The following is a 25,998-nucleotide window of genomic DNA, read 5'->3' as shown; positions in this document are numbered from 1 at the left end:
ACCCGTGACCGATACCCCGCTCAACATGGTGGAGGCCGACCAGACGCTGGTCATGCGCCTCCGCGCCTGGTGGTCCGGCGAGACCGCCAATCCCGCCAAGCGCGTGCAGTTCGACCGCCCGCTCACCCCCTGGCTCTTCCTGCTGCCGCAGCTCGCGGTGGTGGTGATCTTCTTCTACTGGCCTTCAGTGCAGGCGGTGACCTCCTCCTTCTATCTCGAAGACCCTTTTGGCTTCGGCTCGACCTTCGTTGGGATGGAGAATTACACCGACGCGCTGAACAGCTCGGAATACCTTGGCACAGCCGCCTTCACGGCCTTTTTCTGCGTGGTCGTCACCGCGCTGGCGCTGAGCATCGGCCTCTTGCTCGCGGTCAAGGCCGACAAGGTGATCCGCGGCGCCGAGAGCTACAAGACGCTGCTGATCTCGGTCTATGCCATCGCGCCGCCGGTCGCCGGGCTCATCGGCATGATGTTCTTCGACATGCACATGGGGCCGCTGAAGGATCTCGCGGCCTGGTTCGGCTACGACCTGAAGGTCGGCATCAACTACTGGGACACCGCCACGGCGCTCATCGTGATCGCCGTGTGGAAGCAGATCCCCTACAACTTCATCTTCTTCCTGTCGGGGCTGCAGTCGGTGCCTGTCTCGGTGCGCGAGGCGGCGCTGATCGACGCGCAGTCGGGCTGGCGGCGGTTCTGGGACATCACCCTGCCGCTTCTGGCACCCACCGCCTTCTTCCTGCTGGTGATCAACATCACCTACACGATGTTCGACACCTTCCCGATCATCGACGTCATCGTGAAGGACAAGCCCGCCAACAACCCGATGACGCTGGTCTACAAGGTTTATCTCGACGGGTTCAAAGGCAATGACATCGGCGGCAGCTCGGCGCAGTCGGTGATCCTGATGGGCGTCGTGGCGCTGCTGACCGTGCTGCAGTTCCGCTTCCTCGAACGCCGCGTGCACTACGGATGACCCCATGCAGAAGATAAAACCCTTCGACCACCTGATCCTCATTCTTGGCGTGCTGTTTCTCTGCGCACCGGTGGTGATGGCGCTGATGTCCTCGACCCATGCGGCGATCGACATCCACTCCAACGGCCTGTCGCTGCTGCCCGGCGGCAATGGTGTAGAGACCTACACCAAGGTGCTGACCCACAAGGGCGGCTTCACCGGCGACGTCACCGGCCTTTTGATGCTGCGCAACTCGCTGATCATGGGGCTCGGCTTCGCGGTGGGAAAGATCGCGCTGTCGATGATGGCCGCCTACGCGCTGGTCTACTTTCGCTTCCGTTTCGCGACGCTGCTCTTCTGGGCCATCTTCGCGACGCTGCTGCTGCCGCTGGAAGTGCGGATCATGCCCTCCTATCAGGTGATGTCCGAATTGCACCTGCTCAACACCTACACCGGACTCATCGTGCCGCTGCTGGCCTCGGCCACGGGCACCTTCTTTTTCCGGCAGTTCTTCCGCTCGGTGCCGGATGAGCTCTTGGAGGCGGCGCGGATCGACGGGGCAGGGCCGGTGAAGTTCTTCATCGACGTGCTGGTGCCGCTGTCGAAGACCATGATGGCGGCGATCTTCATCATCATGTTCATCTACGGCTGGAACCAGTACCTCTGGCCGCTGCTGATGACCACAGACGAGAGCTTCTACACGCTCATGCGCGGCATCAAGTCGATCCTGCAGGTCTGGGTCGGCAGCCAGATCCCCGATTACAACGAAGCCTTTGCCCTCGCGGTGCTGGCCATGATCCCCCCGGTAGCGGTGGTGGTGATCTTCCAGCGCATGTTCATCAAGGGCCTGACGGAAAGCGACAAATAATGGCTGAACTTACTCTCAGGTCGGTCGGCAAGACCTACACCGGCGGCGTCGATGCGGTCTCGGACGTGACCATCGACATCGCGGACGGCGAATTCATCGTTCTGGTCGGCCCGTCGGGCTGCGGCAAGTCCACGCTGCTGCGCATGGTCGCAGGGCTCGAGACGGTCACCCGCGGCGACGTGCATATCGGGGGTCGGCGGGTCAATGACCTCGACCCTGCCGAGCGCGACATCGCCATGGTGTTCCAGAACTATGCCCTCTACCCGCACATGAGCGTGCGCGACAACATGGCCTACGGGCTCAAGAACCGCGGCGAGAGCAAGGCGGTCATCGAGGAGCGCGTCGCCGAGGCGGCGCGGATGCTCGAGCTTGGCCAGTACCTCGACCGCAAGCCGCGCGCGCTCTCGGGCGGGCAGCGGCAGCGAGTGGCCATGGGCCGCGCCATCGTGCGCCAGCCCGCGGCCTTTCTCTTCGACGAGCCGCTGTCGAACCTCGACGCCAAGCTGCGGGTGTCGATGCGGATGGAGATCCGCAAGCTGCAGCAACGGCTCGGGACGACCTCGCTCTACGTGACCCACGACCAACTCGAAGCGATGACGCTGGCCGATCGTTTGGTGGTGCTGAACGGGGGTCGCGTCGAGCAGATCGGCGCGCCGCTCGAGGTCTACCGCAAGCCCGCCTCGACCTTTGTCGCCTCCTTCATCGGCGCGCCCGCCATGAGCCTTCTCGACGCCTGCATCGAGGGCGGTCGACTGCTGCTCGAGGGGCAGGCGCTAGCGACGCTCGGCAATGCGCCGGGACCGGTCACGCTTGGCCTGCGCGCAGAGGATCTGCGCATCGCCGCGGCCGGCCTGCCGATGCGGGTGGACTACGTCGAGGAACTCGGCGCGCAGCGCGTCATCCACGGCATGGTCGGTGATCAGGCGCTGGCGGTCACCGACGCGCATGACGCGCCGCTCGGCCCGGAGGTGCGGATCGCGGTCGATCCCTCGAAGCTGCATCTCTTCGACGCGCGCACCGGGCGCCGGATGGACAAGCGGCTGGAGCTCATCGCCGAGCCTGCGCAATGATCCGCGAAACCACTGTCGCGCTGCCGGTGCCCGGGCCCGACGACCTGGCCATCGACGCATTGCCGCGTGAGGTCGCGGTGCACGATGCGCATATGGCCACGGTGCCCGGTATGGGTCTGATCGAGGTCGGGGGGGCGGCGCCGGACACCCCCCTCGCGCTGCCGCTCACCGTCGGCGCCTGGAACCTCGAGCGCTGCCTCTTCCCCGAGGCCTCGGCGGCCCATGCCGGCGACTGTGACCTTCTGCTGCTGTCCGAGATGGACCATGGCATGGCGCGCACCAAGCAGCGCAACACGACTGCCGTCATGGCGGCGGCGCGGGGCATGGCCTATGCCTACGCGGTGGAGTTCCTCGAGCTGGGGCTCGGCTCGCCCATCGAGCGCCAGTTCTGCGACGACGCGCACAACGCGCTTGGCTACCACGGCAACGGGCTCTTGGCGCGCGGCGTGCTGCACGCGCCCTTCGCGCTGCGGCTCTGGGGCAGGCGGCAATGGTTCTTCGATGACGAACAGCCGCGGCTCGGCGAGCGCATCGCGATGGGCGCCCGGATCGAGACCGCCGAGGGGCCGTTCCTCGCCGTCTCGACCCATCTCGAAAGTGCCTGCGGCCCCGCGCACCGCGAAGCGCAGGTGGCGGGGCTGATCACGGCGCTGGATGCCGCGTTCCCCGGTCTTCCGGTGCTGATCGGCGGCGATCTCAACACCGGCAACCACGCGGGCGGCGACTGGCGCGCGGAGGGGCTCTTCGACGTCGCCCGCGCCGCGGGCTACAGCGTGCACGGCGGGCCGGAGGACCAGACGACCACCCGCCCGAGCCTGATCACCCGCTGGCCGGAAAGGGCGATGAAGCTCGACTGGTTCCTTGCGCGGGACCTCCGCCTTGGCCCGGTGGAGATCCGTTCTTCGCTCGGGCCGGACGGCACACCACTTTCGGACCACGACCTCGTCGTCACGCGGATCGAGGGGCTTGCGGGCCGCTAGGCCCGCAGCACGCCTTTCTTGAGGATGAGGTTGGCGTAGAGCCGCCTTTCTCCTGTGGCGACGACCGCATAGGCCTGCTCTGCGCGATCGTAGAAGTCGAAGCGGTCGATCTGCGCAACCGTCACCGGCTTGCCCTCGGCCGCTGCAAGGAGGCGGTCGAAGTCGTCGAAGATCTCGGGCCGCCCGTCGGGGCAGGCCATGACCGCGGCGGGGGCCGCGACGAAATCGTCGAGCGGGAAGAGCGACAGGATCGCCTCTGCGGCGCGGTCGATGCCGATCCCGGGCAGGCGCACCAGCCGCTGCGCGGCCCGCGCGGCGGGGAAATTGGCGTCGACCAGGACGATCTCGTCGCCGTGGCCCATGTCGCTCAGGATGGCGAGAAGCTCGCCGGTCATCAGCGGGTCTATGGTCTTTAGCATGGTGTTCTCCGGCAGCACTGTGTCTGTCGCAGGCGACAGCAGGACGCTCTGGGGCGCAACCGGAAAATTCTACGCGCCACGGAACCAACCCGCTCGCCGGGCGTTATACGGCATCGGGACAGAACAGAGACAGTAGGTCAGGCCGGGTGAAGGATATTGTAGACGACCGGGAGGTGCTCCGGGACAGCAACCTGAGGGATGCGCTGCGCAACGCCACCTCCGGCCCGCACCAGCGTTTGGACGTGGAGCTTTCCCGTCTGGACCTGACAGACGACCAGGACCGCCGGGCATTCTGCATGGTGCAGAGGCGCGGTTTTTCGCGTCTGGCCGAGGCCTGCGGCTGGGATGCCGCCGAGGCGACCACCGCATTGCGCGACACGCTCGAGGCGCTCGACGACGATCTCGGCTCGGCGCCCGCGTCGGGACCGGGCCTAGACCTGCCGCTTCACCGCGACGCGGTGGCCTATCTGATGCTTGGCTCGCAGCTCGGCACGGCGGTGCTGCGCCGCCGCTTGCCTGAACCGCCCCATCGCGGCTTCTTCGCGCTGACTGGCGATCGCGGCGCCTGGCGGGCCTTCTGCCAGCGGCTTGCCACGCAACCGGTCGATGGCCCCGAGGCGCAGCGCGTGCTGCGCGACGCCATCCGCGCCTTTTCCATCTTCGAACACGAAGCACGCGCGCTCCTTTCGGCGCCTGCCGACGGAGCACTATGAACGATTCCTTCATCTCGACCGATACACCCGTTGACCTGACCAACTGTGATCGCGAGCCGATCCATCTTCTGGGCAACGTGCAAAGCTTTGCGGCGCTGGTCGCGATCTCGGCGGATTGGATCGTGCAGCACGTCTCGCGCAACGCCGGGGCGCTGCTCGGGCTCGACGCCGAGGAGATCACCGGCCGGGTCTTCTCGGACCTGCTGCCGCGCGAGACCGTCGCGAAGCTGCGCGAGAAGCTCGGCGGCACCAGCCACGAGAATTCCGTGGCCCGGCTCTTTGGATTCGACGTCTTCGGCGACGGGCGGCTCTTCGATGTCAGCGCGCATCAGTCCGGGTCGAGCTTCATCTTCGAGTTCGAACCCAAGCTCCGCGAGGGCGCGCATGACGAGCTGGCGCAGGTGACCCCCATGCTGCGGCGGCTGTCGGCGCAGGGCGACCTTGCGGGTGCCTCGGAGGAGGCCGCGCGGCAGCTCCGTGCGCTCACCGGTTTCGACCGCGTGATGGTCTATCAGTTCGGCCCCGAGGGTGACGGCACGGTGATCGCCGAGGCCAAGGATGGCAACGACTCCGAATCCTACCTCGGCCTGCATTTCCCGGCGTCGGACATCCCCCGGCAGGCGCGGGCGCTCTACAAGCGCAGCCTGCTTCGGCTGATCGCCGACGTTGACGACGAGGTTTCTCCCATCGTGCCGCCGCAGAGCCCCGAGGGGCAGCCGCTGGACCTGTCGCTGGCCATGTCGCGGGCGGTTTCGCCGATCCATCTTGAATACCTGCGCAACATGAGCGTGCGCGCGTCGATGTCGGTGTCCATCGTCATCCGCGGAGAGCTCTGGGGCCTCTTTGCCTGCCATCACCGCGCGCCGCTGCACGTGGACTACGAGCGCCGCACCGCCGTGGAACTCTTGGCGCAGTTCTTTGCCTACGAGCTGGAACGTCAGGAGGCCAAGGCGGCGAGCGAAACCGTCGGCCGGGCACAGCGGCTGCACGACCGGCTGATGATGCAGATCAGCTCGGGAGCGGGCCTGGTGGCGAGCTTTCCCAGCATCGCCCATGAAATCGGCAAGGTGATCCCGCATGACGGCATCGCGCTCTATTCCGACGGGGCCTACGTCATGCAGGGCAGTGCGCCTTCGAAAGAAGAGTTCCAAACCATTGCGCGGTTCCTCAACACCGCCGCCGCCAGCCGGGTCTATGCCACCGACAGCCTCGGTGCGCGGCTGCCCTCCATGGCGGCGCTGACGGAAGAGTGCGCGGGCATCCTCGCCATTCCGGTCTCACGCACGCCGCGCGACTACCTCGTGCTCTTCCGCTCCGAGGTGGTGCGGCAGGTGAAATGGGCGGGCAATCCCAACAAGCCAGTCGAGGTCGGACCGCTGGGCGCGCGCCTCACCCCACGCAAGAGCTTCGAACTCTGGAAGGAAGACGTGGCGGGCCGCTCCGAGAGCTGGTCACCGACCGTGCTGAAGGCCGCCGAGGCGATCCGGGTGACATTGCTCGAGGTGGTGCTGAAACTCTCGGACGAGGTCAACGCCGAGCGCAAGCGGGCGCAGGACCAGCAGGAACTGCTGATCGCCGAGCTCAATCACCGGGTGCGCAACGTGCTGGGGCTGATCCGCTCGCTGGTCGGCCAGTCGCGGCAGTCGGCGCATACGATCGAGGAATTCACCGCCGCGGTCGACGGGCGCATCCACGCGCTGGCGCAGGCGCATGACCAACTGACCTCGACACAGTGGCAGCCGGTGGCACTGCGCGAGCTGTTGGCGGTCGAGCTTGGCGCCTATATCTCGGGCGAAGAGCACCGGGTGTCGGTCACTGGCACGCCGGTGCTGCTGGCGCCCGACGCCTTCTCGACGATGGCGCTGGTGCTGCACGAGCTGGTCACCAACTCGGTCAAATACGGCGCGCTGTCGGTGCCCGTGGGTCGCGTCGACGTGGCCGTCGAGCGGCTGCCCGACGGGCTGGTGCGGATCGGCTGGGCGGAAAGTGGTGGCCCGGTGGTGCGCGCGCCCGAGCGGCGCGGCTTCGGCACCACGATCATCGAGAAATCCATCCCCTTCGAGCTGAAGGGCAGTGCCGAGGTGCATTTCGAAGTGACCGGTCTACGCGCCGAGTTCCTGCTGCCCGAGCGCTACGTGAGCGACGCCCCCGAACAGGCGCCGGCCAGCGTGCCGGAGCCGAAGGTTGCGGCGCGGGAAGCCGAAGGCCTGACGGGCGTCGCGCTGGTGGTCGAGGACAACATGATCATCGCCATGGACGCGGCCGACATCCTGTCGGACCTCGGCGCCGGGACGGTGCTCACCGCCTCCTCGGTGGCCGAGGCGCTGCGGATCATCGACGCGCATCCGATCTCGGTGGCGGTGCTCGACGTGAACCTCGGGTCCGAAACCAGTCTGCCCGTCGCCGAGATGCTAGCGCGGCGAGATGTGCCCTTCGTTCTGGCAAGCGGCTATGCGGGGCAGTCCGATTGGCTGTCGCGCTTTCCCAGCGCGCCGATGACCAGCAAGCCCTTCACCATCGAGACGCTGTCCAAGGCAGTCGGTCGGCTCATCGGTCGGGCAGAGGGCTAGCAGACCGGCGCGCAGACTGGCAAGCGGCGCGGCTCAGGCCGCCGCGCCGTCGCTTGCGATGTCGTTGATCTGTCGCCGCAGGCTCTCCAGCGCCTGCGCGGCCTGGAACCCGGCCTCGCTCAGCGCTTCGGCCAGCGCATCGGCGCGATCCTGATCCACGCCGCGGCGCAGGATGTTGGCGGCACTGGTCGAGACGGCGGTGAGATTGCTCAGCGTGTGAAAGAGCTCGTCGAGCGAGCCGACCATCTTGCGATCCCCGAAGTCCCGGTCGGCGCGCGCGCCGTCGTGCGTGGTCCCCGATATGAACGAGGACAGGGCAAGCACGCGGGTGACATGGCCGTCCTCCCGGTCGAGCGGCACGATCTCCACGTCCCAGGTGCTCTCGCCCCCGCGCTCTTGGCTGAAGGTCCCGGTGAAGCTGGCGGGCTTGCCGTCGAGGGCGTTGGCCAGGGCTGCCGCGGCCTTTTCGCGTTCCGCGCCCTGCCAGAATTCGGTCCAGACCTGTCCGCAGATGGCCTTCGCGTCTGTGTTGAGCAACTCGAGCCCGCGTCCGTGGACGGCGAGCACCTCGCCGTCGCGGCTGAGGACCGTGGCACAGACCGTGGTGCGCTGCGCGAGATAGCCCATCACCGTGGTGAGGGCCGCGGTTTCAAGGGTGCTTTTGGCTTGAATCATCGCGCGATCCGGGCTGGGGCAGATTTACGTTTTGTTAACATTTCGGATCGCTAATTTATCGGACCCTGCACCACATGTGCAATTCTGAACTTGTGGCAACGGTTAATTCTGGTCGTTGATGTGGCCGTCTGCCCGGGTCCTCTGTGCCCCTGCGCGCGTCAGTGGAAGTCGCGGCTGGGGAAGAGCTTCTTGGCCTGCTCGCGGGGATGATGTGCGGCGCTGCCGCGGCGGCTGCCGCCTGCCGGTCGACGGGTCTCATCGGCGCGGCCGTCGTTGCTCTGGATCGGGCCGAGCACGGGCACCGCCCCGCCGAGATCGAAGAGCAACTCCGACAGGTCCTCGACCGTCTCGGCGATGAGATGGGTCACCACGCCCTCGCGCTCGAGCCGCCCGGTGACGCGCAGCAGCCGTCCCGCGATTACCGCCTTGCGGAAGGTCTCGTAGATCTTCGTCCAGACCACCACGTTCGAGGTGCCGGTTTCATCCTCCAGCGTCAGGAAGATCACCCCTGAGGCGGTGCCGGGGCGCTGGCGGGTGATCACCAGCCCGGTGACGGTGATGCGGTGGCGGTGGGGCACCTTGTCGAAGGCGCTGTGCGGCAGGCTTTCCGGCAGGCGCGGGCGCAGCAGCTCCATCGGATGGGCGCGCAGCGACAGGCGCAGCGAGAGGTAATCCTCGACCACCTCCTGCCCGAGCGTCATCGCGGGAAGGATCACGTCGGGTTCAATGCCGCCCTCGCCATCTCCGCCGAAGAGCGGCAGCGGTTTCGGCGCCTGCAGCGCCTTGGCGGCCCAGAGCGCGTCGCGCCGGGTGAGGCCGAGCGCAGCAAAGCCGTCGCCCTCGGCCAGCCGCTCGAGCGTGGCGGGTTTCACCCCGGCGCGGCGCCAGAGGCTTTCGACATCCGGATAGCCGTTGGCCCGTGCCGCGACGATCCACGCCGCGTCCTCCTCGCGCAGCCCCTTGATCTGGCGCAGCCCGAGCCGCAGCGCGAGGCTGCCATCGGGGCGGCGTTCGAGCGTGTTGTCCCACTCGGAATGGTTCACCGAGACCGGCCGCACCTCGACGCCATGTTCACGCGCGTCGCGCACCAGCTGGGCGGGGGCGTAGAACCCCATGGGCTGCGAGTTGAGCAGCGCACAGGTGAAGATCGCCTGATGGTGCTTCTTCAGCCAGGCCGAGATATAGACCAGCCGCGCGAAGCTGGCGGCGTGGCTTTCGGGAAAGCCGTAGCTGCCGAAGCCCTCGATCTGGGCAAAGCAGCGCTCGGCGAAGGCCCCGTCGTAGCCCCGGGCCAGCATCCCCGACACGAACCTGTCGCGAAAGGCGCCGATGGTGCCCATGCGCTTAAAGGTGGCGAGGCTGCGGCGCAGCCGGTCGGCCTCGGCGGGGGTGAAGCCGGCGGCGACCACGGCGATCTGCATCGCCTGTTCCTGAAAGAGCGGCACGCCGTAGGTGCGGCCCAGCACCTCCATCATCGCGGGGCCCAGATCCTCGACCGGCTCCTTGCCCTGGCGGCGGTTGATGAAGGGATGCACCATGCCGCCCTGGATAGGGCCGGGGCGCACGATGGCCACTTCGCACACCAGATCGTAGAAGCACTGGGGCAGCATCCGGGGCAGGAAGTTGAGCTGCGCCCGGCTTTCCACTTGGAATACCCCGATGGCATCGGCGCGGCAGAGCATGTCGTAGACCGTGCCGTCCTCGGCAGGGACATTGGCCAGCGTCCAGCGCTGGCCGCGGTGCTCCACCAGAAGGCCAAAGGCCTTGCGGATGCAGGTCAGCATCCCCAGCGCGAGGATGTCGACCTTCAAAAGCCCCAGCGCGTCGATGTCGTCCTTGTCCCATTCGATCACCGTGCGGTCGTCCATCGCCGCGTTCTCGATCGGGCAGAGCTCGTCGAGCCGCCCGTGGGTGATGACGAAGCCGCCGACGTGCTGCGAGAGGTGCCGGGGGAAGCCGATGATCTCCTCGATCAGCTTGGCGGTCATCAGCACCCGGTCATCGGTGGGATCGATCCCGGCGTCGCGCATGCGGTCCTCGTCCGGGGCGCTCGACGACCAACCCCAGATCTGCCCCGAGAGCCGGGCGATCACGTCTTGGCTCAGCCCCATCACCTTGCCGACCTCGCGGATCGCCGCGCGCGAGCGGAAGTGGATCACCGTGGCGGTCAGCCCGGCGCGCTCGCGCCCGTAGCGCTCGTAGATCCACTGGATCACCTCCTCGCGCCGCTCATGCTCGAAATCGACGTCGATATCGGGCGGCTCGCCGCGTTCCTTCGAGATGAAGCGCTCGAAGATCAGCGTGATGCTCTCGGGGGGCACTTCTGTGACGCCGAGCAGGTAGCACACGACAGAGTTGGCCGCCGAGCCGCGCCCCTGGCACAGGATGCCGCGCGAGCGGGCGAAGGCGACGATGTCGTGCACCGTCAGGAAATACGAGGCGTAGCCCATCTCGCCGATCAGCCGCAGTTCCTTTTCCACCCGGTGCACGATCTTCGGCGGCGGACCCGAAGGGTAACGCCAGTGCAACCCTTCACGCGAGAGCCGGGCGAGCCGGTCCTGCGCCGGCTCGCCGTTTTGCGCCTCGTCCGGGTACTGGTAGCGCAGCTCGTCGAGGCGGAAGGCGCAGCGATCGGCGATTTCGACCGTGCGGCGTAGCGCGGCGGGGTAGCGGTGGAAGAGCCGGGCCATCTCGTCGCCGGACTTCAGCCGCCGCTCGCCGTTGGTCAGCCGCCGGGTGCCGATATTGTCGATGGTGCAGCCCTCGCGCAGGCAGGTCAGCACGTCGGCCAGCGGGCGGCGGGCCGAGCGGTGCATGAGCGCATCGCCCACCGCCACCAGCGGCAGGCCGGTCTGCTGCGAGAGCTGCGCCAGCCGGTCGAGCCGGATCTGATCGCGCCCGTCGTAGACCGGCGCGGCCCCGAGGAAGCTACGCCCGGGGCAGCGGCGTAGCATCTCGCGCAGCTCGGCGTCGGGGTTTGCACGGGGAGCGTCGGGCTCCAGCGGGTCTGGCGGCAGGGCGATGAGGATCATCCCTTCGCAGGCGGCGTGCAGGTCGGCGCGGGTGAGGTGGCACGCGCCTTTCTCCGCCCGCCGCTTGCCCAGCGACAAGAGCCGCGTCAGCCGCGCCCAGGCGGCGATGTCGCAGGGCAGGGCGAGCCAGTGCAGCGCGCTGTCGGTCAGCACCAGCCGCGCGCCCGCGATGAGCCGGGGCAGCGGCTGGTCCGGGGGCAGCAGCGGCGCGGCCCCCGGCGGCACCTGCGCCACGCGCTGGCGGCTCGACGGATCGGTCAGCGATTGCGAGCGGATCGCCGGGGCCTCGCGCGCCGCCGCCTCCGCGGCCTCGCGCGCCTCGCCCTGCAGCCGCTCCAGTTCCTTCAGCGCCGAAAAGGCGCGCACCACCCCGGCCACCGAGTTGCGGTCGGTGATGGCGATCGCCTCGAGTCCCAGCTCGGCGGCACGGGTGACCAGCTCCTCGGGGTGCGAGGCCCCGGTGAGGAAGGTGAAGTTGCTGGTCACGCAAAGCTCGGCATAGGGGGTCATGCAAACTCCCCCTGCACGAACCAGTCCTGCGCGCCGCCCGCGTTCCAGCCCGCCACCTGCGGGGTGTGGAACAGCCAGAGCCGCGGCCCTTCGCGGGTTTCGATCCGCCAGTAGTCCCGGATCCCTGCGCGCCATGCGGGATCGTCGAACCACCACTCAGGGGCGATGCGTTCCGGCCCGGTGGCGCGCAGGGTGGAAAAACGCATGTTGCGCCAGCGGAACTGCGCGGGGGGATGGCCGGGCTGCGCGCCGCGCGCACCGCTGACCATCTCGGGCGGAAAGAGGATCTGCGGTCGCGGCGGGCCACGCCGGGGCGGCGCCTCTTCTGCGGTGCTGTAGGCAGCGGGGGCGATGAGGAAGCTGCGCTCGGGGATGGTGCTGTCGGCGGGCAGCATGCGCTGCACGGCGTCGAAGCCGAGCCGGTTGCCGAGCCGCGAGACGAGATCCGCCAGCGCATCCTCGCTGCGCAGCTTCGGGCGGCCCGGAGTGCTGCCATGGCCCAGCTGCTCGGGCGGCAGCTTTTCCGTCACCTCGGCGCAGAGCCGCAGCGCGTCGATGCCGAAGCCGGCCTCGACCTCGCCCACGCCCTTCTCGAAGAGCGCGGCGATGCGGGCGGGGTCGCGCATGGGGCGGGCGAGGCCGACCCGCACATGGGCGGTCTCGCGGTCGACGCGGCGCAGCTCTAGCAGCACCCGCCGCGCGCCGTGCTGGTGGTGGGTGAGCTGGGCGCAGAGCCGCTCGAGCAATCGCGCGAGGCCGGCCATCACGTCCTCCTGCAGGCCGATGGGCTCGGGCAGGGTCATGCGCACGCCGAAATGCGGCGCCTCGCGTTCGGCGTCCACCGGCTCGGGCTGGGTGCCGAGCGCCTGATCGAGCCGGGTGATCAGCGCCGGGCCGAAGCGCTTGGCCAGCGGCGCGCGGGGCAGGTGGACGAGATCGGCGATGCGGGTCAGCCCGACGCGGCAAAGCGTGGCGGCGGTCTCGTGGTCGATGCGCAGGGCCGAGACCGGCAGCGGTCCCAGCCCCTCGGCCAGCGCGCCCTCGGGCAGCACCCCGCCGCCGTGGCGGGCCAGCGCGTGCGCCGCGCCCCGGGTGCCGGCGATGGCGCTCTGCGCCGCCAGCCCCGTGCGCTCCAGCCGGTCATGCAGATCGGCGCGCAAGGCCGGCTCGCCGCCGAAGAGATGCGGCACCCCGGTGATGTCGGCGATCAGCCCGTCGGCGCCGTCGCGCGCCACCAGAGGCGCGTAGCGCCCGGCCCAGCGACGCAGCCCCGCCAGCGCCGCCGCCTCGCGCGCCAGCTCGGCGGGGCGGGTGGCCAGATCGGGGCAGATGGCGCGGGCGTCGGCCAGCGCCATGCCGCGCGCCAGCCCGTGCGCCTGCGCCAGCGGCGAGACGCAGTGCAGATGATCGGAATTGCCCGACCGCAGGGTCAGGGCAAAGGGCCCCTCAACGGGGCGTTTCCGCAGGCTCGTGTCGCTCGCCAGCCGCGGAAACCAGATGGAAAGCAGACGTCTCGCCACGCCAATCCACGGTCCAAAGTTTCAGTGTTCCCTTTTTGTTCTTTATAAGGTCCCATTGCTGCAGAGTCGAGTCCGGCGCGGGGGAAGGAAGCTGTTCGCAGGCCCAGCGTGTCTCGGCGGCATTGCTGCCCTGGCCGCTCTGGATCAGCATCAGCCCGGTGGTCCGCCCGGCCTCCGCCGCCAGCTGCAGCCGCCGCCCTGCGGTGAGAGAAAGCAGCTCGCCAGGCTCAGCCACCACCAGCCCCACGGCGGGGCAGCGCAGCGCCTCCTCGGCGGTCCACAGCAGATCGGTCTCGCTTTGCGTGCGCACCAAGAGCAGCCGCGCGCCCAGGCCCTCGGGCAGGCCGCGCAGCAGCGGGGTCTGCGGCGCGTGGCGTGGCAGGATCCAGATCAGCGGCCCGTCGTGGCGCGCCGCCTGGAAAAGCGCGAAGCCGCGCCGCGCACGCCCTTCGGCCTCATGCACCCGGGCGGGGCAGAGGGCGAGGGGATCGGCCTCGGCAAGAGGCGCGCTGGCGGGCAGGGAACGCATGGGGTCAGGTGCAGCAGAGTCGATACGGGGTGGCAGAGTGAGAACATTGCCAGAACATTCGGCCCGAGGGAAGCACCCGACGCCCGCCACGGGTGATCGTGACCCGGCAGGAAGACCGGGCGCCACGCCCGGCGTTGTGTCTCGGGGGAAAATATCCGTGCCGGAGGCAGGATCGCGCCGCGATCCTCCGGACCTCGAGGCTCTTGCCTTCAGCCCCGGCTGTCGGGCAGCGAGATGTTCGCGACCTGCTCGGCGATCGGGTCGGTGCTCAGCGGATGGGTCTCGGAGGCGTAATCGTCGTCTCCGCGCATCGGCTCCCAGCGACCGCGGCGGTAGATCTCGAGCGCCGAAAATTGCGCCTTGTAGCCCATCTTGGGCGAGCCGGGTACCCAGTAGCCCAAGTAGACGTAAGGCAGCCCCGCCTCGCGGGCGATGTCGATGTGATCGAGGATCATCCAGGTGCCGAGCCCGGACTTGGGCAGATCGGGATCGTAGAAGGAATAGACCATCGACAGCCCGTCATCGAGCACGTCGGTCAGACAGACTGCGGCGAGGTCGCCGCGCGCGCCGTCGGTGTATTCGACGATGCGGCTGCGGATCGGTGTCTCCTCGACCATCGCGGCAAACTCGAAGATATCCATGTCGGCCATGCCGCCATCGGCATGGCGCGCGTCGAGGTAGCGGCGGAAGAGCTCGAACTGGTCCTCGGTGGCCCAGGGGCTCGACGCCCGGCGGTGCAGATGGGCGTTGCGCTTCAGCGACCGGCGCTGGCTCTTGGACGGGGCGAAGCGGCGCACGTCGATCCGCGCCGAAAGACAGGCCGAACACTCGGAACAGGACGGGCGGTACAGCACGTTCTGCGAGCGCCGGAATCCCTGCTTGGAGAGGCTGTCATTGAGCTTCTCGGCACTGTCCCCCTGCAGCGCGGTGAACAGTTTACGCTCCATCCGGCCCGGCAGGTAGGGGCAGGGTTGCGGCGCCGTGACGTAGAATTGCGGCGCAAGGGGCAGCGAGTGGCGCATTTCGGAACCGTCCGGGCTGTTTGAAAGAAAAACGTAACAACGAAAGGGCTGGTCGCCAACCCCACCTCATCTTACATATGCAGCTATCACGATCTTGGGAAAGGGTGCGCGCGAAAGATCGCCAACGGGCGCGCCGTCGCGTGGATGCCGGGCGCTCTTGAAGGGGCACGCAAGGCACCGTCCCCACGCCTCCGACAAAGAAAAGGGGGCCGAGGCCCCCCTTGCGTCTTGAGCTGTCCCGGTGTCAGGCGGCGCGTCGGTTCAGCGCCACGGTGCCGAGGGCGAGGTCGGTCAGACCCTGACCGCGCTCTGTCGCCAGCATGCAGACGATCGAGACAATCTGCAGCGGCGCAAAGGACACGGAAACCGTGTATCCCAGCGTGTGCAGCAGCGCCTGAGGCAGGCCAAAGCGCTGCCCCTGCCAATCGCGGAACTCGATCGCCATGAGGCGCATGCCCCAGGTCGCCGAGCCGGTGGTCAGGGTCGCCACCCGGTAGCCGAAGCTGACCACCAGCCAGATGGCGAAGAAAATGAACACGCCAAGGAAAGCAGTGAACAGAAGGGCGATGAACACCAGCACCGCAACGATCATCGTGTCGATGACCCAGGCCATGCCGCGCTTGAGCGCGACACTCTCGTAGAAGGCACGCTGGTGCACCGGGTCGGGTAGATGGGAATAAGTCGCGTTGGGGTACATGTCTCTCTCGCTCGGGCTGTCCGTCTCGGGCGGGTGCAGTTTCGGGGTTACAGGGCAGGTGGGGACGATGCCGGAAGAAATCCAGAGGGCAGAGCCCGGTGGGGTGTCGGTGCCATGGCCCGTGCTGGGCCATGGCGATGTGTGATCCTGGTGATCAGGCGTTTTCGATCTCGCCCGTTTCGCGCTCTTCGCGGGCCTTGCGGTCGCGGTCGTCCATGAACTGGTCGAACTCGGCCTTGTCACGTGCCTCGCGCAGGCGCTGCAGGAAGTCCTCGAAGCTCTTCTGCTCGTCTTCGAGGCGGCGCAGCGTGTCAGCCTTGTAGGCATCGAAGGCGGCGTTGCCGCTCGGGCGCATGGCGTTGAAGCCCTGCTGGAACGCGGCGTGACGGTTGCTGTGACGATTGCGGCAAGACTTTCCGAACATGCGTTTGCTCCAGATCATATAGGCAAGAAGGGCGAGGCCGATGGGCCAGAAAATCATGAAACCGAGGATCATGGCGACGATCCACGCGGGTTTGCCCCGCTGGTCGAGCCAGAACTCGGCACGGCGCAGCCAGCCGGGGTTGGCGGGCTGGGTGTAGTGCTGCGAGGCGGCGGTCATGGGTCGTGTCCTTTCGGTTCGGTGTGATGTGAATGGTCTTCACATTACCGAAGATCGGTATTCGCCCGGCCCCCTTCAAGGGGTGATGTGAAAGGTTTTTACATTTTCCGCGCCGGGCGGTTTGACGCGTTGTCCGCCGCGAAGGGCCTTGGAGCCTAGACGGTCCGTGCCACCCAGTCCGAAACCGCCGCCGCGGCGCGCGCGAGATTGTCCTCGTGGCTCTGCCCGCTCACGCTCTTGCGCGGCTTGAGGTCATGATTGCCGTCGTCGAGCCAGTCCAGGGCGATGCTCTCCGACAGCGCATAGCCCGCCACCTCTTCGCGCGTGCCGAAGGGATCGCGGGTGCCCTGGCAGATCAGCGCGGGCGTGCGCAGCGCCGCGAGGTGTTCCGTGCGCAGCCTCTCGGGCTTGCCGGTGGGGTGGAACGGGTAGCCAAGGCAAACCAGCCCGGCAATCCTGCCCGCCTTGAAGAGGTCGTCGGCAATGAGGCTCGCGACCCGCCCGCCCATGGACTTGCCGCCGATGAAGAGCGGACCATCGCAGGCCAGGGCCTCGATCGCCGCGCGGTATTCCTGCTGAAGCAGCTCGATCTTGGGCGGCGGGCGCTTGGAGCCGCCCGTGCGGCGCTGCGCCATGTAGCCGAACTCGAAGCGCGCGACCCGCAGCCCCTCGCGAGCCAGAAGCGCCGCCATCCGCGCCATGAAATCGCTGTCCATCGCCGCGCCGGCGCCATGGGCGAGCAGCAGGGTCGGGCGGTCAGGCCCATCGCCGTCGATCAGGAAATCCATCCCGGTCACTCGGTGAACTCCGCCGCCACCGCGCCGGTGAGCCCCGGCAGCACGTGGGCGTCGAGCGCGAAAAGGTGCCGCGGTGTGCCCGCCGCCGCCCAGACCTGCGCAAACTCCAGCAGCCGCGGGTCGATCCAGGCCCGGATCGGCGTGAGGTGCCCGACCGGCGAAACGCCCCCGATGGCAAACCCGGTCTGCCCGCGGATCAGCGCCGCATCCGCCTTGCCCAGCGGCTCGCCCGCCAAGGCCGAGGCTTTCTCGGCGCAGACCCGGTTGCCGCCCGCGGTCAGGAACAACACCGCCGCGCCGCTCTGCTCGGCGCGGAAGATGATCGACTTGGCGATCTGGTCGAGCGCGCAGCCCACCGAGTCGGCCGCCTCCTGCGCGGTGCGGGCGTTTTCCACCTCGAGGATCTCCACCGGCAGCCCGGCCTCTTCCAGCGCCGCGCGCACCCGTTTCAGGCTCTTGCTCATGATCGTCTCCCGTCTCTGTCGCTCCGAGGCATAGCCGCCCGCGCGGCGGCGCGGCAAGCCACCGCATGCCAGTTGGCATTGCACAAAGCGCGCAACCGTGGCCATCTGCCGCCATGAACCTTGCCGATGCGATCACCCGACTGCCCCGCCCTTTCGAGCCCACCCTCGGAGAAGAGGCCCGCGCCGCCGTGCCCTGGGCCTCGGACCCCATCGCCGAGCTGATCGAGGGGGCGGGCGGCTCCAGCCCCTATCTCGCGGGCCTCATCCGCAAGGAAAGCACCTGGCTCGAGGGCGCAGTAGATGCCCCGCAGGACGCGCTCGTGGCGCTCTTCGCGGCGCTGCGCGGCACCGAGGGCGACCCCCGCGTGCCGCTGCGCGAGGCCAAGCGCCGGGTTGCGCTGCTGGTCGGGCTTGCGGACCTTGGCGGCGCCTGGCCGCTGGAGCAGGTCACCGGCACGCTGACCGACTTCGCCGACCTCGCGACGCAGATCGCCCTGCGTGACGCGATCGCCCGCGAGGTGAAGCGCGGCAAACTGCCCGGCGCCACCGAGGACGACGTCGCCGCCGCCGGCGGCATGGTGGTCTTTGCCATGGGCAAGATGGGCGCGGGGGAACTCAACTACAGCTCCGACATCGATCTCATATGTCTCTTCGACGAAACCCGCTTCGAGCGTGACGATTTCCACGAGGCCCGCGCGTCCTTCATCCGCGCCACGAAACGCATGAGTGCCACGCTCAACGACCTGACCGGCGAGGGCTACGTCTTCCGCACCGACCTACGGCTGCGCCCCGATCCCGCAGTCACCCCGGTCTGCATGGCAATGGAGGCCGCCGAGCGCTATTACGAGAGCCTTGGCCGCGCCTGGGAGCGCGCCGCCTGGATCAAGGCCCGGCCCTGCGCCGGGGACCCGGAGGCTGGCGCGCGTTTTCTCGAGTCGCTGCGGCCATTCGTGTGGCGCAAGCACCTCGACTTCGCCGCGATCAAGGACGCCCATGACATGCGCTTGCGCTATCGCGAGACCAAGGGGCTCTCGGGGCCGATCACCCTGCCAGGGCACAACATGAAGCTGGGCCGCGGCGGCATCCGCGAGATCGAGTTCTTCACCCAGACCCGCCAGATCATCGCCGGGGGCCGGGATCCGCGCCTCAGGGTGCGCGGCACGGTGCCGGGGCTGCAGGTGCTGGCCGAGACCGGCTGGGTGCCGCAGCCGGTCACCGAGACGCTGACGGAGCACTACCGCGCGCACCGCGAGATCGAGCACCGCATCCAGATGGTGCAGGACGCCCAGACCCACGCGCTGCCCGGTAGCGAGGAAGGGTTTGCCCGGCTCGCCGCCCTCTGCGGGCGCGATCTGGCCGAGCTGAAATCCGACCTGGAAGCACGGCTCGAGGAGGTGCACGAGCTGACCGAGGGCTTCTTTGCCCCCGAAAGCCGTGGCGAGCCCGTCGCCGCCTCGCCGCTGGAGGACAGCCCACTGGTGGCGCGCTGGCCAAGCTACCCGGCGCTGCGTTCGAACCGCGCGGTGGAGATCTTCAACCGCCTGCGCCCCGAGATCCTCAATCGCCTCGCCCGCGCAGCCCGCCCCGAGGAGGCGCTGACCGCCTTCGACGGCTTTCTGGCCGGGCTGCCAGCAGGGGTGCAACTCTTCTCGCTTTTCGAGGCCAACCCGCAGCTCGTCGATCTGCTGGTCGACATCGTCTCGGTCTCGCCCGAGCTGGCGCTGCACCTGTCGCGCAACGCCCAGGTCTTCGACGCGGTGATCGGCGGCGATTTCTTTGCCCCCTGGCCGGGGGTGACGGCGCTGACCGTCGATCTCTCGGAGGTGCTCTCGCGCGAAGAGGACTACGAGCGCCAGCTTGATTTGGCGCGGCGCTGGCAGCACGAGTGGCACTTCCGCATCGGCGTGCACTTGCTGCGCGGAATCTCGGAGCCGCAGGAGGCGGGCAAGCATTACGCCGAGCTGGCCGAGGCGACGCTCGCCGCGCTGGCTCCGGTCGTGCAGGCCGAATTCGCCCGCAAGCACGGCGACGCCCCGGGCCGTGGTGCGGTGGTGGTGGGCATGGGCAGTCTTGGGGCGGGGCGGCTGCACGCGCATTCCGACCTCGACCTTATCGTGATCTACGACGCGGATGGGGTCGATGCCTCCGAAGGCAAGCGGCCGCTTCCGTCGCGCACCTATTACGCCCGGCTGACGCAGGCGCTGATCACCGCGATGACGGCGCCCATGGCCGAGGGAAAGCTCTACGAGATCGACATGCGCTTGCGCCCATCGGGCAATCAGGGGCCGGTGGCGACCTCGCTCGCCGCCTTCACCGAGTACCAGCGCACGGGCGCCTGGGTCTGGGAGCACCTGGCGCTGACCCGCGCACGGGTTGTGGCAGGTCCGGCGGATCTCGCGGCCGAGGTCGAGGCGCGGCGGCATGAGCTGCTGGCCGGACCGCACGACCGGGGCAAGGTGCTGGGAGAGCTGTCGAAGATGCGCGCGCGTATTGCCGCCGCAAAGGGCAGCGGCGATCCTTGGGATCCGAAGCTCGGGCAGGGGCGGATGCAGGATATCGAGCTGGTCGGTCAGGCCGGTGCGCTGCTCTCGGGGCAGGCACCGCGGCGCACCGCTCGCGGCCTTGCGGCGGCAGCGCAGGAGGGCTGGCTGAGCCGCGCCGAGGCCGACCACCTCGCCGCCACCTATCGCCTCTGCTGGGCGCTGCAGATCGGCGCGCGGCTGATCACCCAGGGTCGGCTCGACCCCGGCCAACTGGGCGCGGGCGGCTGCAGCTTCCTCACCAGCCTCGCCGGGGTCGACGGACCGGAGGCCCTGCGCGCGAAACTGGACGAGATGGCCAGCCGCGCCGCCGAGATCATCAGTGCCGCCCTACCGGTGCCGGCGGAATGAAGGGCGACGCGCTCGATCCCAAGGCGCTGATCGCCGAGGCCTACCGGATCGAGGGCATCAGCCTCGAAGAGTGCCGCTCGATCTTCCTGGACTGGGCACTGTCGCTGCCCGAGGGGGCTGATCCGCGGGCCGCGCTCGACACGCTGCTGGCCCGCCATGGCACGCCGGGGCACCCGATGACGCAGGTCATGACCGAGGGCCGCGCAGTTGCTTTGCCGCGCCGCCGCGGAGGCCGCGCGGCACGGCGGTCCTGAGCGCAGGGGTCCCGGGAGCGCCTGAGGCGCGCGTATCTGGAAAGAGAAGCAGCCGCAGTCGGGGGCAGCGCCCCCCCCTTACAGCGCCGCGCTCAGCGCGGCAGCGCCGCCGCTTCGCGCGCCAGCGCGACGATGCCGTCCCAGTCCCCGGCCTGCATCAGCTCTTTCGGGGCCACCCACGACCCGCCGCAGCAGAGCACGTTCTTGAGATTGAGGTAGTCGCCGATGTTCTTCATGCTGACGCCGCCGGTGGGGCAGAAGCGCACCTGGGGAATTGGCGCGCCGATCGCCTTCAGAGCCGGGGCGCCGCCATTGGCCTCGGCGGGGAAGAATTTCTGCACCGTGTAGCCGCGCTCGAGCAGGGCCATCGCCTCGGAGGCGGTGGCGGCGCCGGGCAGCAGTGGCAGCTCGGCGGCCTCGCAGGCGTCGAGCAGCCGGTCCGTGGCGCCCGGCGAGACGCCGAACTTGGCGCCCGCCGCGACCGCGGCCTCGACATCCGCAGGGGTGAGCAGCGTGCCCGCTCCGACGACGCCGCCCTCGACCTGCGCCATCTCGCGGATCGCGTCGAGCGCCACAGGGGTGCGCAGGGTTACCTCCAAGACTGGCAGTCCGCCTGCGACCAGCGCCTCGGCCAGCGGGCGGGCATGGGCGAGATCGTCGATCACCAGAACCGGGATCACCGGGGCGAGCTTGCAGAGGGCTTCGTTGGCGCGGCTGGCATCCTGGGGGGTCATGGGCGGGGCCTTTGTCTGGGTGTCATTGGGACCGGAGCGGTCGCGTCAGGGTTATTTTCGAAATGCCGAAAGGGCAAGCGCGGCAGGCGGTCAGACGACGACCGCCGCGCCATTCGAGGCCAGCCCAACGTTCCGGCGGAAGGCCTCGAAGAGCTCGCGGCCGACGCCATGGCCGTTGCCCGTGAGGTCGGCGGTGACCGCCTCGCGGTCCTCGAAGCCCTCGGTCAGGCATTGCAGCGTGCCGGTGGTGGCATCGAGCCGGACGATGTCGCCATCGCGCAGCTTGGCAAGCGGGCCGCCGTCTGCGGCTTCGGGGCAGACGTGGATCGCCGAGGGCACCTTGCCGGACGCGCCCGACATCCGCCCGTCGGTGACCAGCGCCACCTTCAGGCCGCGGTCCTGCAGCACGGCGAGGGTCGGCGTCAGGCTGTGCAGCTCGGGCATGCCGTTCGACTTCGGCCCCTGGAAGCGCACCACGACGATGGTGTCCGTGGTGAACTCGCCGGCCTTGAAGGCCTGCTTCACCTGCGCCTGGTCGTGGAAGATGCGCACCGGCGCCTCGACGACGTGATGCTCGGGCTTCACCGCCGAGATCTTCATGATGCCGTGGCCGAGGTTGCCGATCATCTGCTTGAGCCCGCCCGACTTCTGGAAAGGGTCCGAGGCGGGCCGGAGGATCTTGTCGTTCTGGCTCTTGCGCGGGGTGTCCTCGTAGACGATGGCGCCATCCTTGAGCTTCGGTTCCTGCGTGTAGAGGTGCATGCCGTCGCCCGCGACCGTCTTGACGTCCTCGTGCATGAGGCCCGCGTCGAGCAGCTCGCCGATCATGTACTGCAGCCCGCCCGCGGCGTGGAAGTGGTTCACGTCCGCAAGCCCGTTGGGATAGACCTTGGCCATCAGCGGCACCGCTTGCGAGATCTGGTCGAAGTCCGACAGCTCGAGCGCCACGCCCGCGGCGCGCGCCATGGCCGGCAGGTGCAGCACGAGGTTGGTCGACCCGCCCGTGGCCATGAGGCCGACGATGCCGTTGACGAAGGCCTTGGCGTCGAGAACGTCGCAGACCGGGCGGTACTCATTGCCGAGCGCGGTGATCGACAGCGCGCGTTTCGCCCCGGCCTCGGTCAGCGCGTCGCGCAGCGGGGTGTTGGGGTTGATGAAGGAGCTGCCGGGCAGGTGCAGACCCATGAACTCCATCAGCATCTGGTTGGAGTTTGCGGTGCCGTAGAAGGTGCAGGTGCCGGGGCCGTGGTAGCTCTTCATCTCGGCTTCCATCAGCTTGTCGCGGCCGACCTCGCCGGTGGCGTATTGCTGGCGGACCTTGGCCTTCTCGTCGTTGGGCAGGCCGCTGGTCATCGGCCCGGCGGGCAGGAAGAGGCCGGGGATATAGCCGAAGGTGGCCGCGGCGATGACGAGCCCGGGCACGATCTTGTCGCAGACACCGAGGTAGACGGCGGCGTCATAGGTGTTGTGCGAGAGCGAAACCCCGGCGGCCAGCGCGATCACGTCGCGCGAGAAGAGCGAGAGCTCCATCCCGACCTGGCCCTGCGTGACCCCGTCGCACATGGCCGGAACGCCGCCCGCCACCTGCGCCGTGCCGCCGACCGAGCGCGCCGCGGTGCGCAGCAGCTCTGGGTAGCGCTCGTAGGGCTGGTGGGCCGAAAGCATGTCGTTGTAGGCGGTGACGATGCCGAGGTTCGGCGCCCGGCCCGTCGCCAGGGCCTGCTGGTCCTGCCCGGTGGCGGCATAGGCGTGGGCCTGGTTGCCGCAGGTGAGATGGGCGCGGCGCGGACCTTCCTCGGCGGCGCGGCGCATCCTGTCGAGATAGGTGCCTCGGAGGTTTTCCGAGCGCGCCTCGATCTCGGCGGTGACCTTGGCGATGGTGGCGTTGAGCGACATGAGAGGGGCTCCTTTCGCTGTCCGGGGTCGGCCCGGTCTGGCGTCCTTGCGCAGCATGTAGCTCAGTTAGCGCTATCAGTAAAGATGCTAGGGTTGGGCGGACGGCCGCGCAGAGGGGAACGCGTGAAATTGGAGCAGCGCGTCGCGGCAGTGGACAAGAACGGGCCGCGTTCCCCTCGCGCGACGTTATCGGGGCGGTCGGTGCGGCGCCTGCGCCAGTCTCAGTTCGGGACGGGGGATTGAAAGCGCGCGTCCATGCGGTCGTGGAACGGGAAGCTCTCGAACCAGGGCTGCGCCTCGATCAGCACCCGGCAGAAAGAAGGGCGCAGGAGGAGGCGTTCGAAATAGCCGTCGAGCGCGGTCTGCCCGGGCTCGAAGGGCTGCAGGATGCGGGCAAAGAAGAGCGCGGGCGCGGCGGAACATTCGGCGAGCGAGAAGTCGTCCCCGGCGGCCCAGAGCCGCCCCGTCATGTGCTGCTCGATTATCACGTAGGCCTGACGCAGCTGCTCTTTGGCCTCTGCGACTCCCAGGTGATCCTTCTGATCCTCGGCACGGAAACTGTCGAAGACGATCTTCTGCATCGGCCCCTGCACGTAGAGGTCGAAGAACCGGTCCCACAGCCGCGCCTGCAGGCAGGCGTCGGGATCGGCGGGGAGCAACCGTTGCGGCCCGGGGCAGACCCGCTCCAGGTAGTCGATGATGATCGTCGCCTCGGGCAGGATCAGGTTCCGCTCGGCGTCATGCAGCACGGGAAGCTTGCCGACCGGCCAGAGACCGTGGAGTCGGGCGTGCTGGGCCGGATCGCCGAGATCCACCGTGACGGTCTCCAAGTCGGTCCCTGTTTCGTAGAGCGCGATCAGGACCTTGTGGCAATAAGAGGCAAGCGGATGGGAATAGAGCGTCAGTCTCATGGCGGCCCTCTTCTCGGATCGGTTGGACGATTCTCGGGCCTTGCGGCCTGTGTGGCAAGTCTTCTTGACCCCTCTTGCATGGCAGGGCTGCAACGCGCGGCTGCGAAGATGCTTTCCAAGGCACCCGCGCGGCGCTAAAGGGGCAAGATGACACAGCCCGATCTCCCCACCGTCCGTCTCCTTCCCAAGGCCAAACCGCAGGCGCTGCGCCGTGGTTACCCGTGGGTCTATGCAAACGAGTTGGTGGTCGACCGCCGGACCCGGAACCTTGCCGCCGGCACCGTTGCGCGGCTCGAGGACAACGACCGCAAGCTGCTCGGGCTGGTGGGCGTGACACCCAGCTCGAAGATCATCTGCCGGATGCTCGACCGCGACCCCGAAGCCACGATCGACAAGGCCTGGCTCGCCGCCAAGCTGACCCGTGCGCTGGAACTGCGCGAGCGGCTGTTCCCGGCGCCCTACTACCGGCTGGTCCACGCCGAGGCTGACGGGCTGCCCGGCGTGATCATCGACCGTTTCGGCGACACCGCGGTGATCCAGCCGAATGCCGCCTGGGCCGAGCTCTTGTTGCCCGAGCTGGCCGAGGCGCTCGCCGAGGTCTCTGGCGTCACGAACATCCTCAAGAACGCCGGCGGCCGGGGCCGCCAGCTGGAGGGGCTCGACGATCAGGATGCGGTGCTGCTGGGCCAGGCGCCCGAGGCGCCGCTGCCGGTCGAGATGAACGGCGCGACCTACATGGCCGATCTCACCGGCGGCCAGAAGACCGGCCTTTTCTACGATCAGCGCCCGAACCACGGCTTCGCCGCGCGGCTGGCGAGCGGGCAAAGGATGCTCGACGTCTTCTCCCACGTCGGAGGCTTCGCCCTGGCGGCGCTGGCGGGCGGCGCGGCGAGTGCGCTTTCGGTCGACGGATCGGCTTCGGCGCTGGCATTGGCCGAGGAAGGCGCGAGGCGCATGGGCGCGGCAGAGCGCTTCGCCACACGTCAGGGCGACGCGTTCGACACGCTCGAGGCATTGGGGACCGAGGGCGAGCGCTTCGGCCTCGTGGTCTGCGACCCTCCCGCCTTCGCCCCGGCCAAACCCGCGCTGGAAGCAGGTCTGCGCGCCTATGAGAAGGTCGCGCGGCTCTCGGCGCCGCTGGTCGAAGAGGGCGGCTACCTGGTGCTCTGCTCGTGCTCGCACGCGGCGGATCTCTCGAGCTTCACCGGCGCCTGCCTGCGCGGCATCGGCCGGGCCGGGCGCCGGGCGCAGCTCTTGCACACCGGCTTTGCCGGGCCGGATCACCCGCTGCTGCCGCAGCTGGCGGAATCGGGCTACTTGAAGGCGTTGGTGTTCCGCCTGTGAAGGTGCTTCTGGACACCTGCGTCATCTACCCCACGGTGATGCGCGAGGTGCTCCTTGGCGTCGCGGCGCAGGGGCTCTTCCAGCCGCTGTGGTCCGCGCGCATCCTGGAAGAATGGGCGCTCGCGGCGCGCAAGCTCGGCCCGATGGGCGAGATGCAGGCGCGCGGTGAGATCGCCCAGGTGCGCGCCGCCTGGCCGGGGGCGGAGGTGCGCTACCAGCCCGCCCTTGAAGACCGGCTCTGGCTGCCCGACCCGGCGGACCTGCATGTGCTGGCGGCGGCCATCTCGGCAAGCGCCGACCTCATCGTCACCGAGAACGCCAAGGATTTCCCGCGCAACATCCTCGCCGAGGAGGGCCTCTCGCGTGTCGATGCCGACGGCTTCCTGCGCGGTCTCTGCGAGGCGAACCCGGGCAAGGTCAAAGATGCCTGCGAGGCGGTCCTCGCCGAGGCGCGGCGGCTCTCGGGCGAGGACTGGACCCTGCGCGGGCTTCTGAAAAAGGCGCGGCTGCCGCGGCTCGGCAAGGCGCTCGAAGCCGCCGGCTGAG

General features: G+C 68.8%; 23 protein-coding genes. 10 read left to right on the top strand and 13 right to left on the bottom strand.

The genetic code is table 11. The features are described from left to right. Nucleotides 1-4 precede the first annotated feature (4 nt). Genes G0Q01_RS24375 through G0Q01_RS24360 form a run of 4 tightly spaced genes read left to right on the top strand, consistent with a single transcriptional unit; the run spans nucleotide 5 to nucleotide 3,873 of the window. Nucleotides 5-976: an ABC transporter permease subunit gene (locus G0Q01_RS24375; RefSeq protein WP_108968892.1), complete on the top strand. Its 972-nt coding sequence runs from the start codon at nucleotides 5-7 to the stop codon at nucleotides 974-976. A 4-nt stretch (nucleotides 977-980) separates the two neighbouring features. Continuing rightward, nucleotides 981-1,823, top strand: coding sequence for a sn-glycerol-3-phosphate ABC transporter permease UgpE (gene ugpE / locus G0Q01_RS24370; protein WP_164197147.1), 843 nt, complete (start codon nucleotides 981-983; stop codon nucleotides 1,821-1,823). Beyond that, entirely contained in the window at nucleotides 1,823-2,893 is a 1,071-nt protein-coding gene (locus G0Q01_RS24365; RefSeq protein ID WP_164197146.1) for a sn-glycerol-3-phosphate import ATP-binding protein UgpC, read from the top strand. The genes ugpE and G0Q01_RS24365 overlap by 1 nt, the downstream gene beginning before the upstream one ends. Then, nucleotides 2,890-3,873 (top strand): endonuclease, encoded by a 984-nt coding sequence (locus G0Q01_RS24360; protein ID WP_164197145.1) that lies wholly within the window; start codon nucleotides 2,890-2,892, stop codon nucleotides 3,871-3,873. The genes G0Q01_RS24365 and G0Q01_RS24360 overlap by 4 nt, the downstream gene beginning before the upstream one ends. On the opposite strand, the gene G0Q01_RS24355 is transcribed toward G0Q01_RS24360, so the two are convergent. Beyond that, nucleotides 3,870-4,292 carry an RbsD/FucU family protein gene (locus G0Q01_RS24355; RefSeq protein ID WP_164197144.1) on the bottom strand — a complete coding sequence of 141 codons (423 nt, stop codon included), beginning with the start codon at nucleotides 4,290-4,292 and terminating at the stop codon, nucleotides 3,870-3,872. The genes G0Q01_RS24360 and G0Q01_RS24355 overlap by 4 nt on opposite strands. A gap of 146 nt (nucleotides 4,293-4,438) precedes the next feature. Here G0Q01_RS24355 and G0Q01_RS24350 point away from each other — a divergent pair, with 146 nt between their 5' ends. Next, nucleotides 4,439-5,005 (top strand): biliverdin-producing heme oxygenase, encoded by a 567-nt coding sequence (locus tag G0Q01_RS24350; RefSeq protein WP_164197143.1) that lies wholly within the window; start codon nucleotides 4,439-4,441, stop codon nucleotides 5,003-5,005. Continuing rightward, a complete protein-coding gene (locus tag G0Q01_RS24345; RefSeq protein WP_164197142.1) occupies nucleotides 5,002-7,575 on the top strand; it encodes an HWE histidine kinase domain-containing protein in 2,574 nt (857 codons plus the stop codon). The genes G0Q01_RS24350 and G0Q01_RS24345 overlap by 4 nt, the downstream gene beginning before the upstream one ends. Nucleotides 7,576-7,608: 33 nt before the next feature. On the opposite strand, the gene G0Q01_RS24340 is transcribed toward G0Q01_RS24345, so the two are convergent. The 9 genes from G0Q01_RS24340 to G0Q01_RS24300 all read right to left on the bottom strand — a co-directional run bounded on the left by G0Q01_RS24340 (nucleotide 7,609) and on the right by G0Q01_RS24300 (nucleotide 17,422). Further along, nucleotides 7,609-8,250 (bottom strand): PAS domain-containing protein, encoded by a 642-nt coding sequence (locus G0Q01_RS24340; protein WP_164197141.1) that lies wholly within the window; start codon nucleotides 8,248-8,250, stop codon nucleotides 7,609-7,611. Between the two features lie 158 nt (nucleotides 8,251-8,408). Next, the gene (locus tag G0Q01_RS24335) at nucleotides 8,409-11,792 is read right to left on the bottom strand and encodes an error-prone DNA polymerase (RefSeq protein WP_164197140.1); all 3,384 of its coding nucleotides are present in this window, start codon (nucleotides 11,790-11,792) and stop codon (nucleotides 8,409-8,411) included. Next, nucleotides 11,789-13,312, bottom strand: coding sequence for a DNA polymerase Y family protein (locus G0Q01_RS24330; RefSeq protein WP_164213932.1), 1,524 nt, complete (start codon nucleotides 13,310-13,312; stop codon nucleotides 11,789-11,791). The genes G0Q01_RS24335 and G0Q01_RS24330 overlap by 4 nt, the downstream gene beginning before the upstream one ends. Continuing rightward, nucleotides 13,239-13,841 carry an ImuA family protein gene (locus G0Q01_RS24325; RefSeq protein WP_235940375.1) on the bottom strand — a complete coding sequence of 201 codons (603 nt, stop codon included), beginning with the start codon at nucleotides 13,839-13,841 and terminating at the stop codon, nucleotides 13,239-13,241. The genes G0Q01_RS24330 and G0Q01_RS24325 overlap by 74 nt, the downstream gene beginning before the upstream one ends. Nucleotides 13,842-14,050: 209 nt before the next feature. Further along, entirely contained in the window at nucleotides 14,051-14,863 is an 813-nt protein-coding gene (locus G0Q01_RS24320) for an arginyltransferase (RefSeq protein ID WP_164189349.1), read from the bottom strand. Between the two features lie 244 nt (nucleotides 14,864-15,107). Further along, entirely contained in the window at nucleotides 15,108-15,560 is a 453-nt protein-coding gene (locus G0Q01_RS24315) for an RDD family protein (RefSeq protein ID WP_108968910.1), read from the bottom strand. Nucleotides 15,561-15,714: 154 nt separating this feature from the next. Beyond that, nucleotides 15,715-16,161, bottom strand: coding sequence for a DUF2852 domain-containing protein (locus tag G0Q01_RS24310; protein WP_108968912.1), 447 nt, complete (start codon nucleotides 16,159-16,161; stop codon nucleotides 15,715-15,717). A 155-nt stretch (nucleotides 16,162-16,316) separates the two neighbouring features. Beyond that, nucleotides 16,317-16,949, bottom strand: a complete 633-nt coding sequence (locus G0Q01_RS24305) for an alpha/beta family hydrolase (RefSeq protein WP_164189370.1) — start codon at nucleotides 16,947-16,949, stop codon at nucleotides 16,317-16,319. 5 nt (nucleotides 16,950-16,954) lie between these two features. Then, nucleotides 16,955-17,422 (bottom strand): YbaK/EbsC family protein, encoded by a 468-nt coding sequence (locus G0Q01_RS24300; protein ID WP_164189347.1) that lies wholly within the window; start codon nucleotides 17,420-17,422, stop codon nucleotides 16,955-16,957. Between the two features lie 113 nt (nucleotides 17,423-17,535). On the opposite strand from G0Q01_RS24300, the gene G0Q01_RS24295 reads away from it, so the two are divergent. Both G0Q01_RS24295 and G0Q01_RS24290 read left to right on the top strand, forming a co-directional pair. Next, the gene (locus G0Q01_RS24295) at nucleotides 17,536-20,313 is read left to right on the top strand and encodes a glutamine-synthetase adenylyltransferase (protein WP_164213931.1); all 2,778 of its coding nucleotides are present in this window, start codon (nucleotides 17,536-17,538) and stop codon (nucleotides 20,311-20,313) included. Further along, entirely contained in the window at nucleotides 20,310-20,567 is a 258-nt protein-coding gene (locus tag G0Q01_RS24290) for a hypothetical protein (protein ID WP_164189343.1), read from the top strand. The genes G0Q01_RS24295 and G0Q01_RS24290 overlap by 4 nt, the downstream gene beginning before the upstream one ends. A 92-nt stretch (nucleotides 20,568-20,659) precedes the next feature. On the opposite strand, the gene G0Q01_RS24285 is transcribed toward G0Q01_RS24290, so the two are convergent. From G0Q01_RS24285 to G0Q01_RS24275, 3 genes are all read right to left on the bottom strand, one after another. Then, complete coding sequence (locus tag G0Q01_RS24285) at nucleotides 20,660-21,301, bottom strand: bifunctional 4-hydroxy-2-oxoglutarate aldolase/2-dehydro-3-deoxy-phosphogluconate aldolase (protein ID WP_164189341.1); 642 nt, start codon at nucleotides 21,299-21,301, stop codon at nucleotides 20,660-20,662. Nucleotides 21,302-21,391: 90 nt separating this feature from the next. Beyond that, nucleotides 21,392-23,197, bottom strand: a complete 1,806-nt coding sequence (gene edd, locus G0Q01_RS24280; protein ID WP_164189339.1) for a phosphogluconate dehydratase — start codon at nucleotides 23,195-23,197, stop codon at nucleotides 21,392-21,394. Between the two features lie 221 nt (nucleotides 23,198-23,418). Continuing rightward, nucleotides 23,419-24,108, bottom strand: a complete 690-nt coding sequence (locus tag G0Q01_RS24275; RefSeq protein WP_164189337.1) for a glutathione S-transferase family protein — start codon at nucleotides 24,106-24,108, stop codon at nucleotides 23,419-23,421. Between the two features lie 147 nt (nucleotides 24,109-24,255). On the opposite strand from G0Q01_RS24275, the gene G0Q01_RS24270 reads away from it, so the two are divergent. Next, entirely contained in the window at nucleotides 24,256-25,452 is a 1,197-nt protein-coding gene (locus G0Q01_RS24270; protein WP_164189335.1) for an RSP_2647 family RNA methyltransferase, read from the top strand. Continuing rightward, nucleotides 25,449-25,997 carry an RSP_2648 family PIN domain-containing protein gene (locus G0Q01_RS24265; RefSeq protein ID WP_108968929.1) on the top strand — a complete coding sequence of 183 codons (549 nt, stop codon included), beginning with the start codon at nucleotides 25,449-25,451 and terminating at the stop codon, nucleotides 25,995-25,997. The genes G0Q01_RS24270 and G0Q01_RS24265 overlap by 4 nt, the downstream gene beginning before the upstream one ends. The last annotated feature ends 1 nt before the right edge of the window (nucleotide 25,998 follow it).

Source organism: Salipiger sp. PrR007 (assembly GCF_010499845.1).
Taxonomy (GTDB): Bacteria; Pseudomonadota; Alphaproteobacteria; order Rhodobacterales; family Rhodobacteraceae; genus Salipiger; species Salipiger pacificus_A.
This window is presented reverse-complemented; position numbering and strand designations above follow the sequence as displayed.

Coding starts and splice junctions, on each gene's coding strand:
- G0Q01_RS24325 (WP_235940375.1), bottom strand. CDS start 13,841: ATGCGTTCCCTGCCCGCCAGCGCGCCTCTTGCCGAGGCCGATCCCCTC.
- G0Q01_RS24295 (WP_164213931.1), top strand. CDS start 17,536: ATGAACCTTGCCGATGCGATCACCCGACTGCCCCGCCCTTTCGAGCCC.
- G0Q01_RS24305 (WP_164189370.1), bottom strand. CDS start 16,949: ATGGATTTCCTGATCGACGGCGATGGGCCTGACCGCCCGACCCTGCTG.
- G0Q01_RS24285 (WP_164189341.1), bottom strand. CDS start 21,301: ATGACCCCCCAGGATGCCAGCCGCGCCAACGAAGCCCTCTGCAAGCTC.
- G0Q01_RS24275 (WP_164189337.1), bottom strand. CDS start 24,108: ATGAGACTGACGCTCTATTCCCATCCGCTTGCCTCTTATTGCCACAAG.
- G0Q01_RS24345 (WP_164197142.1), top strand. CDS start 5,002: ATGAACGATTCCTTCATCTCGACCGATACACCCGTTGACCTGACCAAC.
- G0Q01_RS24335 (WP_164197140.1), bottom strand. CDS start 11,792: ATGACCCCCTATGCCGAGCTTTGCGTGACCAGCAACTTCACCTTCCTC.
- G0Q01_RS24340 (WP_164197141.1), bottom strand. CDS start 8,250: ATGATTCAAGCCAAAAGCACCCTTGAAACCGCGGCCCTCACCACGGTG.
- G0Q01_RS24360 (WP_164197145.1), top strand. CDS start 2,890: ATGATCCGCGAAACCACTGTCGCGCTGCCGGTGCCCGGGCCCGACGAC.
- ugpE (WP_164197147.1), top strand. CDS start 981: ATGCAGAAGATAAAACCCTTCGACCACCTGATCCTCATTCTTGGCGTG.
- G0Q01_RS24315 (WP_108968910.1), bottom strand. CDS start 15,560: ATGTACCCCAACGCGACTTATTCCCATCTACCCGACCCGGTGCACCAG.
- G0Q01_RS24320 (WP_164189349.1), bottom strand. CDS start 14,863: ATGCGCCACTCGCTGCCCCTTGCGCCGCAATTCTACGTCACGGCGCCG.
- G0Q01_RS24270 (WP_164189335.1), top strand. CDS start 24,256: ATGACACAGCCCGATCTCCCCACCGTCCGTCTCCTTCCCAAGGCCAAA.
- G0Q01_RS24310 (WP_108968912.1), bottom strand. CDS start 16,161: ATGACCGCCGCCTCGCAGCACTACACCCAGCCCGCCAACCCCGGCTGG.
- G0Q01_RS24290 (WP_164189343.1), top strand. CDS start 20,310: ATGAAGGGCGACGCGCTCGATCCCAAGGCGCTGATCGCCGAGGCCTAC.
- edd (WP_164189339.1), bottom strand. CDS start 23,197: ATGTCGCTCAACGCCACCATCGCCAAGGTCACCGCCGAGATCGAGGCG.
- G0Q01_RS24300 (WP_164189347.1), bottom strand. CDS start 17,422: ATGAGCAAGAGCCTGAAACGGGTGCGCGCGGCGCTGGAAGAGGCCGGG.
- G0Q01_RS24365 (WP_164197146.1), top strand. CDS start 1,823: ATGGCTGAACTTACTCTCAGGTCGGTCGGCAAGACCTACACCGGCGGC.
- G0Q01_RS24355 (WP_164197144.1), bottom strand. CDS start 4,292: ATGCTAAAGACCATAGACCCGCTGATGACCGGCGAGCTTCTCGCCATC.